Genomic DNA, 13,669 nt, shown 5'->3' with positions numbered 1-13,669 from the left:
GGCAATACCGCTGACCCGTCTTCGATTCAAGAAATCCGCAGTCCGGCGAGCACCGGGCGAATCTGTTCGCGCAACTGGAAGAAGCCCCTGTCGGCATGCGGCCAGAAGGCCGTGTCCCAGGCGCGACGCAGCTGCACCAGGCTGATACCCCGCGCGCGCAGATCGCGCGTCAACAGACCGAGCGCTCCGGCCGCCGGGCCGACCGACGCATGGGCCGTGACCACCTGTTCGATGCCGTGCTCGGCCAGCCAGCGCTGACGATCGGCGGTCAGCACTCGTTGGGCCGGCTGGCGGTAATGCGCGCCGGCGCGGCCCAGGCCATCGGCCAGTGCCGCTTCGGAGTAGGCGATCACCGAGTCGCTGACCGGCAGCCAGGAGCGACTCGCCGGCGACACATCGCCCGCGATCGCGACGACATCGAGGCCGTCGACGGCCGGCCAGGACTCGGCGCAGAGATCGTCCTCATGCAGCCACAGCGCCGTGCGCTTGCGCGCGTTCGGCAGCGGCAGTTCGCCGAGTTTTCCTGCCGCCGGAATCGCGTCCGCCGGCAGCGGGCTGGCGTCTTCCTTCAGCTGACCTTTCGGCGACCAGCGCTCCGCCGTGTACTGCTGGATGTTCTCGGCGCGCGCCAGGTAATGCTTGCCCTGCGTCTGCAGGCCCGCGACCCAGCGCCAGCTCAAGGTGTTCGAGGCGGGATCACCATCCAGCAGATGGCGATGGAAGAAGTCCGCTCCGAGCTGCCACGGCAGGTTCAGGGTGAAGATCCAGATCGACGCGAACCACATGCGCGTGTGGTTGTGCAGGTAGCCGGTGCTGCGCAGCTCCTGTGTCCAGGCATCGAAACAGGCGATGCCGGTATGGCCGTCGACGGCCGCCTGATAGCGCTTGCGGAACGGCCTATCCAGTCCGGAACCCTCGCTGATCTTGCCGATCAGGTCTTCGAGCTGGCTCTGATAATCGCGCCAGACCTTCGGCCGCAGTTCCAGCCAGCCCTTCCAGTAAGTGCGCCAGCAGACTTCCTGGATGAACTTCTCGGCGGCCTGGAACGAATGGCTGCCGAGCACGGCGCGGACAATCTCGTCCTCGGTGATCAGACGATGACGCACCGCGGGTGACAGCAGCGACACGTTGTCACGCTGCGTGGGGCCAAGATCACTGTTGCGCTCGTTCGCGTAGTGGCTGCCGGCGTTGGGCAGGAACTCGGCCAGCCGCGCGAGCGCGGCGGCGCGGGTCGGGATGAAGGTGGTCATCGTGGATGGGCAGGCGCGAAGATCGGGCGCCGACGCTGCGTGATCGCCGCCACGGATGCAAGCATCGAAACCGCCATCCAGCGACAATCCCCGCCGCACCAGCTTCCAGACCGTTCAATGACCGCAACCGCCGCCTCCGATACCACCCCGCCGCGCCGCAAGCTGTCCGCCCTCGCCGGCCTGCTGCCGTTCCTGGCGCCGTATCGCGGCCGGCTGATCATGGCGACGGTGACGCTGATCCTCAGCTCCGGTGCGATGCTGATGGTGCCGCTGGCGTTCCGCGATCTGATCGACAAGGGCTTCGTCGCCAACGCCGCTGCCGACAGCCACATCAACGCGCACTTCGCAGCCCTCGGCCTGCTCGCCATCTTCTGGGCGATGGCCACTGCCGGCCGCTTCTACTTCGTCAGCTGGATCGGCGAACGGGTCACCGCCGATCTGCGCAGCGCGGTCTATCGCCGGATGCTGGCGCAGTCGCCGGAATTTTTCGAAACCACGCGCACCGGCGAAGTGCTGTCGCGGCTGACCGGCGACACCACCCTGGTCCAAACCGTGGTCGGCTCCTCGGTATCGATGGGCCTGCGCAGCCTGCTGCAGTTCATCGGCGGTCTGGTGATGCTCGGCGTGACTTCGCCGCGCCTGTTCGTGATCACCGTGGTGCTGCTCGCCGTGGTCGTGGTGCCGCTGGTGCTGATCGGCCGCGGCGTGCGCCGGATGTCCCGCGATGCCCAGGATCGCCTCGCCGATACCTCGGCAGTCGCCGGCGAAATCCTCAACGCGATTCCCACCGTGCAGGCCTTCACCCAGGAAGGTCGCGAATCGGCGCGCTATGACGCCAGTGTCGACGACAGCTTCAAGTCGGCGATCCGCCGCGCCCGGCTGCGCGCGCTGATGACCGCGTCGGTGATCGCCGGCGTGTTCGGCGCCATCGTCTTCGTGCTCTGGCTCGGCGCCCACGCGGTGATCGCCGGCACCATGAGCGCCGGCCAGCTCGCCTCGTTCGTGCTCTATGCAGTGCTGACCGCCGGCGGTGTCGGCGTGATCGCCGAAGTCTGGGGTGACGTGCTTCGCGCGGCCGGCGCCACCGAGCGCCTGATCGAACTGCTGCATGCCGAAAGCCGCATCCAGCCGCCCGCCAATCCCAAGCCGCTGCCGCAGACGCGGCAGGCGCGGATCGAATTCCAGAACGTGCATTTCCACTATCCGTCGCGGCCCGACACGGCCTCGCTCGACGGCCTGACGCTGGACATCCGCGAAGGCGAAACCGTGGCGCTGGTCGGCCCCAGCGGCGCCGGCAAGACGACGATCTTCCAGCTGCTGCTCCGTTACTACGACGTCGATTCAGGTGCTGGCAGCATCCGCTTCAACGGCATCGATCTGCGCGATCTCGATCCCGCCGAGCTGCGCGCCCAGATCGGCATCGTGCCGCAGGACGCGGTGATCTTTTCCGCCGACGCCAGCGCCAATATCCGCTACGGCAACGCCGACGCCACCGACGAGCAGGTGCAGCAGGCAGCCCGCACTGCGCGGGCCGACGAGTTCCTCGATCGCCTGCCGGATCGCTATAAAACCTTCCTCGGTGAGCGCGGCGTGCGCCTGTCCGGCGGTCAGCGCCAGCGTCTGGCGATCGCCCGCGCGATCCTCAAGAATCCGCCGCTGCTGCTGCTCGACGAAGCCACCAGCGCGCTCGATGCCGAAAGCGAAGCCTTCGTGCAGCGCGGCCTCGAAGCGGCGATGGTCGGCCGCACGACCCTGATCATTGCCCACCGTCTGGCGACGGTGCAGCGCGCCGATCGCATCGTCGTGCTCGAAGCCGGCAGGATCGTCGAGATCGGAACGCCGGCCGAGCTGCTGCACAGCGGCGGCCTGTACGCGCGGCTGGCGAGCCTGCAGTTGATGGCCTGAACAAGGCCGCGCGGCATACTCGGCCGATGACCCAGCCGCTGCATCTCGATCCGATTCCGTTCATCACCCTGCCGAACTGGGTCAAGGCGGCGTCGCAGTGCGGTTTCAACATCGAGCCGGTGTTTCGTGAAGTCGGCATCGAGATGGACCTGATCCATCTCGAAAGCGCGACGGTCAGCGCTCCGCTGCTGCAGCAGGTAATGAGCGCCTGCGTGGCGCGCACCCGCGATTCGCCGCTGCATTTTCCGTTCGTGCTCGGCGAAACCTTCGCCTTCGATTACCTGCCGGACATCGACACCTACCTCACCACCAGCCCGACCCTGCGCGACGGCCTGCGGGTGTTCGACTGGGTGCGCGAACTGATCAACCCGATGATCCAGGTCCAGCTCGAAGACGCCGGCAACGAAGCGCATCTGGTGCTGAAGCTCGCGGCCGGGGTGGAGCCGCCGCCGAATCCCTATTTCAGCGAGACCACCTTCGCGTCGATCGTCAAATTCGGCCGGCGCCTGCTTGGACCCTCGGCGCCATTCCTGCGGCTGTGTTTCCGCCATGCGCGCCCGGCGCATGGCGAGGCCTACGAAGCCTATTTCCGAGTACCGGTGCTGTTCGATCAGCCCGAACACCTGCTGGCTTTCGACCGCATGCTGCTCGATCGCCCGCTCGAAGGCGCGTTCCCGGCGCTGCACAAGCAGGCCGAGTATCGGGTCGAGCAACGCCTCGCGAAGCTGCCCACCAAGCTCGGTCCCAACCAAGGTCTTGTTGCGTCGATCGAACAGGCTTTCGAGGCACAACCGGCCCTGCTCGGTCAGGGCCTGGAACGGATGGCGGCGGCGATCGGCCTGCATCCTCGAACCATGCAGCGGCGCCTGCAGGACGAGGATCAGCGCTACGCCGATCTGCAGGACCGTGCCCGCTTCCGGCTCGCCGCGAAGTGGCTGCAGGACACCCCGCAGGATCTGGAAACGATCAGCGAGCGGCTGGGCTTTTCCGATCGCCGCAGTTTCACCCGGGCATTCACCCGCTGGTCCGGGTTGTCGCCGAGCGCGTTCCGGGGTCGACAAGGTTCCGAAGGCTGAAGACTGTCGCGAAATGTTCCCTCGGGTCGCGGCCGGTCATATCCGGTCCCGGGCGTGACGCCTAGAGTCCCCTCACGAATTCCGTGAAAGGCGCAGCCCCATGAAGCAGACCACCACCGCATCCGGCTACCCGATCGTGCCGCGCACCGAGGTCGACTTCGATCTCGATGGCGACATCCCGCGCTACTGGTTCGGCGGCGACGCCTTCAAGTCGCGCTTCTTCGACGCGATGTCGACGCTGTTCCCGGAAGGCGAAAAGTTCTTCATCACCTGCGTGCGCGACTACAAGGACGAGATCGTCGATCCGGAACTGCAGCAGCAGGTCAAGGACTTCATGCGCCAGGAAGCGCAGCACGGCCGCGTGCACAAGCAGTTCAACGATCGCCTGCAGGCGCAGGGCGTGAGAGTCGACAACATCGAGGCCAACACGCGGAAGATCCTTGCCCGCATCCGCGAGCTGATGCCGGCCTCGTTCACGCTGGCGCAGACCGCCGCCGCCGAGCATCTGACCTCGATCATGGCGCACAGCTTCTTCGATCGGCCGGACGTGTTCGCCGAGGCCGATCCGCGCATCCGGGCGATGTACATCTGGCATGGCGTCGAAGAGATCGAGCACAAGGCGGTGGCCTTCGACGTGCTGAAGAACGTCGCCAAGGCCGGCTATTTCACCCGCGCCGGCGTGATGCTCTACACCTCGGTGATGTTCCCGCTGCACGTGTTCCTGATCCTGCGTCACATGCTGATCGTCGATGGCTACAGCTTCCGCGAGCGCTTCGGCCTCTGGGCGCGCGGCCTGCGCTGGCTGTACGGCTGGAACGGCCTGTTCCGCCCGCTGATGGGTCATTACCTCGCCTACTACAAGCCCGGCTTCCATCCTTGGCAGGACGGCGGCATGGGCGCCTATGAACGCTGGCGCGTTGCCTATGCGCAGAACGGCGGCAACGCGGTGGCGGCCGGCAATGAGGCTTACGCCGGGGCGGCTTGAGCCGTCGCTGGTCCGGCCCATCGATCGAGGTTCGCAAACACTAGAATCCAGCCGACATCCCCCCAGATCAGCATCTCCATGCGCGGTCCCGTCCTGCTGGCCTCGTTGCTGTCCTGCCTGCCTGCGCAATCGCTGCTCGCACAGGACCGCGAAGACTTGCCGGCAAGCCTGTTCTCGTGGGCCGGCCGGCCAGCAACGCTGGGGCCGCTGGGCGACATCAATACCGATCGGCCGGACTTCACCGACGCCAGCAGTACCGTCGGCCTGGGCGTGCTGCAGCTGGAAACGGGCTACACCTTCACCAAGGCCAGCGGCACCGAAAGCCACAGCTGGGGCGAGCCGATGATTCGCTATGGCGTGTTGGCCAACTGGATCGAATTGCGAATGGCCGTGGCGCCGGTCACCGAGCGATCGACAACGACCCGGTCTGGTATCGAAGACCTGTCCCTGGGCGTCAAGCTGACCCTGATGCAGCAGGACGGGCTGCTGCCCGGCCTCGCCGTGGTACCGCAGATGACCGTACCCACCGGCTCGGCGAAATTTTCCGCAGACAGGGTCCTGCCCGGCATCAATCTGCTTTACGGCTGGGACCTGAGCGATGCGCTGTCGATGGACGCCAGCACCCACCTCAATCTCGCGGTCGATGACGATGCGCACAGCTACACGGAATGGGCCCAATCGCTCAGCCTCGGCTTGTCGCTGACCGAAAACCTGTCGTCGTTCTTCGAGTGGTATGCGCTGTTCCCTGTCAGCAGCGCTACGGCATCGATCGAGCACTACCTCGACGTCGGACTGACCTGTGCCCTGAGCGGCGACCTGCAGATCGACCTCCGCGTCGGCAGGGGACTGAACGACGCCTCGGACGATTACTTTGTCGGGACCGGCCTGGCATTTCGCTTCAAGTAAGTCGAGCCCAAACTCAAAATGGTGCGCAACGCACCGATGTCGATCACGAATCGGCAATAATCCGCGGCCCGGCGCACCAGATAGACGCCGGATAACCCCTGGCGGAGACCAAAGCAGTGCACGACATCAAGACGCCGTCCGACGTCCTGTTCATCCTGTTGGGCGCGATCATGATTCTGGCGATGCACGCAGGCTTTGCGTTCCTCGAACTCGGGACAGTGCGGCGCAAGAACCAGGTCAACGCCCTGGTCAAGATCCTCTGCGATTTCGCGATCTCGACGCTCGCTTACTTCGTGTTCGGCTATGCGCTGGCCTACGGCCAGCATTTCTATGCGCCGGCGGCCGAGCTGTCGCAGCACAGCGGTTTCGAGCTGACCAAGTTCTTCTTCCTGCTGACCTTCGCGGCGGCAGTGCCGGCGATCGTCTCCGGCGGCATCGCAGAACGCGCCCGCTTCTATCCACAGCTGGCGGCGACTTTCCTGCTGGTCGCCTTTGTCTATCCGCTGTTCGAGCGCATTGCCTGGAACGGCGGCTTCGGCATCCAGGACTGGCTGCTGGCGACGTTCGGCGCCAACTTCCATGACTTCGCCGGATCGGTGGTGGTCCATGCGGTCGGCGGCTGGATCGCGCTGGCGGCGGTGCTGCTGCTCGGCGCCCGGCGCGGCCGTTATGCGAAGACCGGGGAAATCTCCGCGCATCCGCCGTCGAGCATTCCGTTCCTGGCGCTCGGGGCCTGGATCCTGATCGTCGGCTGGTTCGGCTTCAACGTGATGAGCGCGCAGACGCTGGACAAGATCAGCGGCCTGGTGGCGATGAACTCGCTGATGGCGATGGTCGGCGGCACCCTGGTGGCGCTGTTCGTCGGCCGCAACGATCCGGGCTTCGTGCACAACGGCCCGCTCGCCGGGCTGGTGGCGATCTGCGCCGGCTCGGATGTGATGCACCCGCTCGGCGCGCTGGCCACCGGCGGCGTGGCCGGCGGCCTGTTCGTCTACATGTTCACCCTGACCCAGAACCGCTGGAAGATCGACGACGTGCTCGGCGTCTGGCCGCTGCACGGCCTCTGCGGCGCCTGGGGCGGCCTGGCCGCCGGCATCTTCGGCTCGACCGCCCTCGGCGGCATCGGCGGTGTGAGTTTCGGCGCACAGGTGGTCGGCACCGTGCTCGGCGTGGTCATCGCCTTCACGGGTGGTGCGATCGTCTACGGCGCGCTGAAAGCCGCGTTCGGCCTGCGCCTGAGCCCGGAAGAAGAGTTCAACGGCGCCGATCTGAGCATCCACAAGATCGCCGCCACCGCCGAGCGCGATACCTACTGGTAGATCCCGACGGGCTCGGCTTTCGTTGATCGAAAACAGCGCGAAAAGCCCTTCCGCGCCAGCTTTGCGTCACCGTTTCGGGCCATTCGCGACCGGCGGTGTCAAGGCGCTGCGCAGCCGGTTGACAGGGCGTTTCAGGCCACTGCGTCGCCGCCGATACAGGTCGTACACCCTGATCTGCGGACGCGGCCATGCCCCTTTTCACCAGCACGCTGAAAACCATTTTCGCCGCTGCGCTGACTGCGGCAGTGCTGGCCACGACCGGCACCAGCGTCAGTGCAGCGCCGGCCGTGTCACCCGAACCTCAGGCACGCTTTCTTGCCGTCAGCGAGCCGCTGCCGCCGTCGCGCTTGATCGTCGCCTATGAAGACGACATCGCGGCGTTCCGCGGCCGGCGTCGCACGGCGCTGAGCTTTGAAGCCGCGCAAGCACTCGACACCTTGGCGCGCAGCCGGGTCGACGATCTCGCTGTCGGCGCAGGCCAGTCGATGCACTACCGCCGCCGGCTCGGCAACGGCGCGCTGCTGATCGATGCCGATGGCGGGCTCGATGAAGCCGCGCTCACCCGCCTTGCGGCGCGCATCAAGGCTCGCCGTCCGGCCGGGCTGCGCTATGTCGAACCGGATCGCATCCTGCAGCCGGTGCTGACGCCGAACGATCCGTACCTCGGCAACCTCTGGGGCGTCGCCGGGCCAGCGCAGGTCAACGGTCTGTCTGGCGTCAACGCCTACACCACCTGGGACCGCACGGACGGCAGCGGCGCGACCGTCGCGGTGATCGACACCGGCTACCGGCCGCATGCCGATCTCGCCGGCCAGATCGTCGCCCAGTACGACTTCATCAGCGACGCCGCCAGCGCCAACGATGGCAACGGCCGCGACAGCGATGCCTCGGACCCCGGCGATTTCCGGGTCTCCGGCTCCTGCGGCAGCAGCGGCACCTCGAACTCGAGCTGGCACGGCACCCATGTCGCAGGGACGATTGCAGCGCTCGCCAACAACGGCGTCGGCGTCGCTGGTGTCGCCTATGGCGCGAAGCTGGTCATCGCCCGCGTGCTCGGCCGTTGCGGCGGCAGCACCTCGGATATCGCCGACGCGATCATCTGGGCATCGGGCGGCACAGTCTCCGGCGTGCCGGCGAATCCGCGCCCGGCGCAGGTGCTGAACATGAGCCTCGGCGGCCAGTATCCCTGCTCGTCGTCGCCGACCCTGCAGGGCGCGATCGACAGCGCCCGCTCGCGCAACAGCACCGTCGTGGTCGCGGCCGGCAACGCGAACATGGATGCTTCCGGCTTCTCGCCGGCCAGTTGCAACGGCGTGATCAGCGTCGCCGCGATCGGCGATGGCGGCAGCCGCGCGCCGTATTCGAACTACGGTGCCTCGGTGGACGTTGCCGCACCGGGCGGCGACATGAGCCGCGGCAGCACGGTGGGAATTCTCTCGACCTACAACAACGGCGCGACGACGCCGGGCAGCGATTCCTACGCCTACCTGCAAGGCACCAGCATGGCTTCGCCGCATGTCGCGGGCGTCGCGGCGCTGCTCTATGCCGCCAAGCCCTCGATCACGCCGGACGAGGTCGAAAGCACGCTGAAGGGCAATGTCCGCAGCTTCCCCGTCAGTTGCAGCGGCTGCGGCACCGGCCTGGTCGATGCCGCCCTGGCACTCGCGGCAATCGCGCCCGGCCCGGGCAGCCTGCGCTTCAGTGCATCGAGCTATGCGGTGACCGAGAACGGCGTCGGCGCCACGATCAGCGTGCAGCGCAGCGGCGGCAATGCCGGCGCGGTGTCGGTGAACTACGCAAGCGCCAACGGCACGGCGATCGCCGGCAGCGACTACATCGCCACCAGCGGTACCTTGAACTGGGCCGATGGCGATGCCACCGCCAAGACCTTCTCGGTGCCGATGATCGACGACGCCGTCGCCGAAAGCAGCGAAACCCTGGCCCTGACGCTCAGCGCGCCGGGCGGCGGCGCAACGCTGGGCAGCATCAAGACCGCGACCTTGACGATCGCCGACAACGACAGCGCCAGCGTCAAGAGCACCCTGGCGTTCACCGCCGGCAGCGCGTCGATCGGCGAAGCGGCGGGCAGCGCGACGGTCAGCGTGTCACGCACCCCGGGTTCGACGGGCGCGGTCAGCGTCAACTACGCGAGCAGCAACGGCACAGCCCTGGCCGGCAGCGATTACAGCGCCGTCAGCGGCACGTTGAACTGGAGCGCTGGCGATACCGCGAGCAAGAGCTTCACGGTACCGATCAACAACGACAGCGCCGCCGAAGCCAACGAAACGATCATCCTGAGCCTGAGCGCGCCCGGTGGCGGCGCAGTACTCGGCGCCACGAAAACCCAGACCTTGACCATCATCGACAACGATGCAGCGCCCGGCACGCTGGCGCTGTCATCGGCGACCTACACGGTGGGCGAGGCCGGCGGCGTGGCCACCGTCACCGTGACCCGCAGCGGCGGCAGCTACGGCACGGCGGCGATCGACTACACCACGGCCAACGGCCTGGCGATGGCCGGCAGCGACTACACCGCCAAGGCCGGCAGGCTGGTCTGGGCCAGCGGTGATGCAACCAGCAAGACCTTCACCGTGGCGATCCTCAACGACACCTTGAAAGAGAAAGCGGAAACCATCCTGATCCGCCTGAGCAACCCGCAGACTGCCACGCTCGGCAGCCCGGCCAGCGGCACGGTGACGATCGTCGACAACGATTGACGACAGGAGGCACGCGGCACCGTCCTTGCGATACTTCGGCAACCCCGCCTTCCAGGAACGCCGATGAACATCGCCTACTTCCACAGGCTGCGCCCAGCCTCCTTTCTGACCTCGTCGCTGATCGGTCTGATGTTGCTCGTCGGCAGCCAGACGCAAGCACATGCCGCAGAAGACGCCAGCGAACCCGCATTCCGAGCGCTGTACAAGGAACTGGTCGAGATCAACACGACGCTGTCGGTCGGCAGCTGTACGCAGGCCGCGGAAGCGATGGCGGCGCGCCTGCAGGCGGCCGGACTGCCGGCTGCCGACACGCAGATCCTGGTGCCGCCCGAGCGGCCGAAAGACGGCTCGCTGATAGCCGTCCTGCGCGGCCGTGACGCCAAGGCGCTGCCGATCCTGCTGCTGGCGCATATCGATGTCGTCGAAGCGAAGCGCGAGGACTGGCAGCGCGATCCGTTCACCCTGGTCGAGGAAAACGGCTTCTTCTACGCCCGTGGTGCCAGCGACGACAAGGCGATGGCGGCGGTGTTCACAGACAGCCTGATCCGCTATCAGCAAAGAGGTTTCAAACCGCGCCGCTCGATCAAGCTGGCGCTGACCTGCGGCGAGGAAACCGCGGACACCTACAACAGCGTCAGCTGGCTGCTGAAGACCCATCCGGAGGCACTGAAGGCGGCCTTTGCACTGAACGAGGGCGCCGGCGGCGAACTCGATGCCAGCGGCAAACCGACGGTGCTGCAGATCCAGGCTGGCGAAAAGGTCTACCAGGACTTCCAGCTCGAGATCACCAACTCGGGCGGTCACAGTTCGCGGCCGGTGCGCGACAACGCGATCTACCGGCTCAGTGCCGCGCTGTCTCGCCTGGGTGCGTATCAGTTTCCGCTGGCACTGAACCCGGTCACCACGGCGTATTTCGAGGCGCAGTCGAAGATCGTCCCGGTCGAAGCCGCGAGCGCGATGCGCGCGGTGCTCGCCAATCCGGTCGATGGCCCGGCAACCGAGACGCTGTGGTCGCTGAACCCAGGCTGGAACAGCATGCTGCGCACCACCTGCGTGGCGACCCAGGTCAACGCCGGCCATGCGCCGAATGCGCTGCCGCAGCGGGCGCAGGCCAACGTCAACTGCCGCATCCTGCCCGGCGTGCCGGTGGCGGCGGTACAGGCGACGCTGAAACAGATCTTCGCCGACGATGGCATTGCCATCAGCACGGTCGGCGAGGACGCCGTGATCGGTCCGCCGCCGCCGCTGACTGCCGCGATGCTCGAACCGGTGAAGAAGATCGCGAAAACCCTGTGGCCGACCGCGACCCTGGTGCCGACCATGTCGACCGGCGCCACCGACAGCCGCTTCCTGAACGCCGCCGGCATTCCGAGCTATGGCCTGTCCGGCATGTTCCACGATGCCGAGGGCAGCCACGCGCACGGGCTGGACGAGCGCATCCGGGTCAAATCCCTGCTCGATGGCCGGCGCTTCCTGCACGAGGTGGTCAAGCTTTACGCGATGCAGCCGGGCTGATCCTGTTGCAGCGCACCAAGAATCGCGCCAGCCGGTAAACTGCGCGGATGATCTCCGCCTCTCGCCTCACCCTTCGCCGTGGACCGCGTCCGCTGCTTGAAGATGCCAATTTCACGATCCATCCGGGCTGGCGCTGCGGCGTCATCGGCCGCAACGGCACCGGCAAGTCGACCTTGTTTGCCGCCGTGCTTGGTCAGCTGGCGCCGGACAAGGGTGAGCTGAGCTCGCTGAAGAACCTCGCGGTCGCCACCGTGGCCCAGGACACGCCGTCCCTGCCCGATCTGGCGATCGAGTTCGCGCTCGATGGTGATGTCGAACTGCGCGAGCTCGAACGGCGTCTGGTCAAGGCCGAAGACGCGCTGGACATCGACAAGATCAGCGCCATCCACGAGCGCCTGAACGACATCAGCGGTTACGCCGCCCGCGCCCGTGCCGCAGCGCTGCTGCATGGCCTCGGCTTTTCGCAAGAAGCGCAACAGACTGCCGTTGCCGATTTCTCCGGTGGCTGGCGCATGCGTCTGAATCTGGCCCGCGCGCTGATGTGCCGCTCCGACGTGCTGCTGCTCGACGAGCCGACCAACCATCTCGATCTCGATGCCGTGATCTGGCTGCAGAGCTGGCTCAGCACCTATCCGGGCACGATGATGGTGATCTCGCATGACCGCGAGTTCCTCGATGCGATCACCACACACACGCTGCATCTGGAAGGCACCAAGGCGACGCTCTACACCGGCAACTATTCGACCTTCGAGCGCACCCGCGCCGAGAAGCTGACCCTGCAGGCCGGCATGTTCGCCAAGCAGCAGAAGCAGGTTGCCCATCTGCAGAAGTTCATCAACCGCTTCCGCGCCAGTGCCGCGAAAGCGACCCAGGCGCAGAGCCGCATCAAGGCGCTGGAGCGCATGGAACTGGTGTCGGCGGTGCATGCCGATTCCGAGTTTTCGTTCTCGTTCTCCGAGCCGGATCGCCTGCCGTCACCGCTGGTGCGCTTCGACGACGTGGTCTGCGGCTACGGCGAAAAGGTGGTGCTGAAGAACGTGCGGATGCTGATCGCCCCCGGCGAGCGCATCGGCCTGCTCGGCCCGAACGGCGCCGGCAAATCGACCTTGGTGCAGACCATCGCCGGCGCGATCCCGCCGCTGAAGGGCGATGCGATGCGCGACGGCTATCTGCGCGTGGGCTACTTCGCCCAGCACACCACCGACAGCCTCGATCCGAACGCCTCGCCGATCCTGCATCTGAAGCGCATCGACCCGACTGCGACCGAGCAGAACCTGCGCGGCTTCCTTGGCGGCTTCAACTTCAAGGGCGATCGCGTCTACGAGAACGTCGAACCGTTTTCCGGCGGCGAGAAGGCGCGTCTGGCGCTGGCCATGGTCGTCTACCAGAAACCGAATCTGTTGCTGCTCGACGAACCGACCAACCATCTCGATCTCGACATGCGCCATGCGCTCGAGACCGCGATGCTGGAGTTCGTCGGCGCGGTGATGGTGGTCTCCCATGATCGCCATCTGCTGACCTCGACCTGCGACCAGCTCTGGCTGGTCGCCGAAGGCGGCTGCCGGCCGTTCGTGGGCGATCTCGACGATTACGCCAAGTGGCTGAACTCGCGCGAGCTGAACCCGGGCAGCGGCAAGAAGAAGGACAAGAAGCCGCAGAAGAGCGCCGAGGAAATCGCCGCCCAGACCAAGGCGCTGAAAGACACCGTTCGCAAGCTTGACCAGACCATGGCCAAGCTGACCAAGGACGTCGACACGCTGACTGTGAAGCTCGCCGATCCGGCGCTGTACGCGCCGGAAAAGAAGTGGGATTTCACCAAACTGCAGAAAGAGCAGGCAGCGGCCAAGAAGAAGCTCGCGGAGACCGAAGAAGAGTGGATCGCCGCGAATGAGCAGCTGGAGGCGCTGAGCGCCGCGTAGGGTGGCCAGGCTTGATCTGCCCACCGATTCGCCCCGGTTCAATGCCGGCGCACGGTGGGCAGATACGGCCTGCCCAC

The 13,669-nt window shown here is 66.4% G+C and carries 9 protein-coding genes; 8 read left to right on the top strand and 1 reads right to left on the bottom strand.

The features are described 5' to 3' along the window. Positions 1–26: 26 nt before the first annotated feature. On the bottom strand, positions 27–1,250 hold the full coding sequence (locus tag G513_RS0119165) for an FAD-binding domain-containing protein (RefSeq protein ID WP_022978481.1): 1,224 nt from the start codon (positions 1,248–1,250) through the stop codon (positions 27–29). A 117-nt stretch (positions 1,251–1,367) separates the two neighbouring features. Here G513_RS0119165 and G513_RS0119160 point away from each other — a divergent pair, with 117 nt between their 5' ends. The 8 genes from G513_RS0119160 (at position 1,368) to abc-f (ending at position 13,592) form a co-directional block, all read left to right on the top strand. Then, positions 1,368–3,155 carry an ABC transporter transmembrane domain-containing protein gene (locus G513_RS0119160; protein ID WP_028475770.1) on the top strand — a complete coding sequence of 596 codons (1,788 nt, stop codon included), beginning with the start codon at positions 1,368–1,370 and terminating at the stop codon, positions 3,153–3,155. A gap of 26 nt (positions 3,156–3,181) precedes the next feature. Further along, the gene (locus G513_RS0119155; protein WP_022978479.1) at positions 3,182–4,231 is read left to right on the top strand and encodes an AraC family transcriptional regulator; all 1,050 of its coding nucleotides are present in this window, start codon (positions 3,182–3,184) and stop codon (positions 4,229–4,231) included. A 100-nt stretch (positions 4,232–4,331) separates the two neighbouring features. Further along, positions 4,332–5,216, top strand: a complete 885-nt coding sequence (locus tag G513_RS0119150) for a metal-dependent hydrolase (RefSeq protein WP_022978478.1) — start codon at positions 4,332–4,334, stop codon at positions 5,214–5,216. Between the two features lie 78 nt (positions 5,217–5,294). Then, on the top strand, positions 5,295–6,122 hold the full coding sequence (locus G513_RS0119145; RefSeq protein ID WP_022978477.1) for a transporter: 828 nt from the start codon (positions 5,295–5,297) through the stop codon (positions 6,120–6,122). A 116-nt stretch (positions 6,123–6,238) separates the two neighbouring features. Beyond that, positions 6,239–7,441, top strand: a complete 1,203-nt coding sequence (locus tag G513_RS0119140) for an ammonium transporter (protein ID WP_022978476.1) — start codon at positions 6,239–6,241, stop codon at positions 7,439–7,441. Positions 7,442–7,629: 188 nt separating this feature from the next. After that, positions 7,630–10,158 carry a Calx-beta domain-containing protein gene (locus G513_RS25195; RefSeq protein WP_022978475.1) on the top strand — a complete coding sequence of 843 codons (2,529 nt, stop codon included), beginning with the start codon at positions 7,630–7,632 and terminating at the stop codon, positions 10,156–10,158. A 63-nt stretch (positions 10,159–10,221) separates the two neighbouring features. After that, complete coding sequence (locus G513_RS0119130) at positions 10,222–11,673, top strand: M20/M25/M40 family metallo-hydrolase (protein WP_022978474.1); 1,452 nt, start codon at positions 10,222–10,224, stop codon at positions 11,671–11,673. Positions 11,674–11,720: 47 nt separating this feature from the next. Further along, positions 11,721–13,592 (top strand): ribosomal protection-like ABC-F family protein, encoded by a 1,872-nt coding sequence (gene abc-f, locus G513_RS0119125; protein WP_022978473.1) that lies wholly within the window; start codon positions 11,721–11,723, stop codon positions 13,590–13,592. The last annotated feature ends 77 nt before the right edge of the window (positions 13,593–13,669 follow it).

This window comes from Nevskia ramosa DSM 11499 (genome assembly GCF_000420645.1).
GTDB lineage: Bacteria > Pseudomonadota > Gammaproteobacteria > Nevskiales > Nevskiaceae > Nevskia > Nevskia ramosa.
Note: the sequence above shows the minus strand (reverse complement) of the source record. Positions and strands in the feature narration are given on the sequence as shown.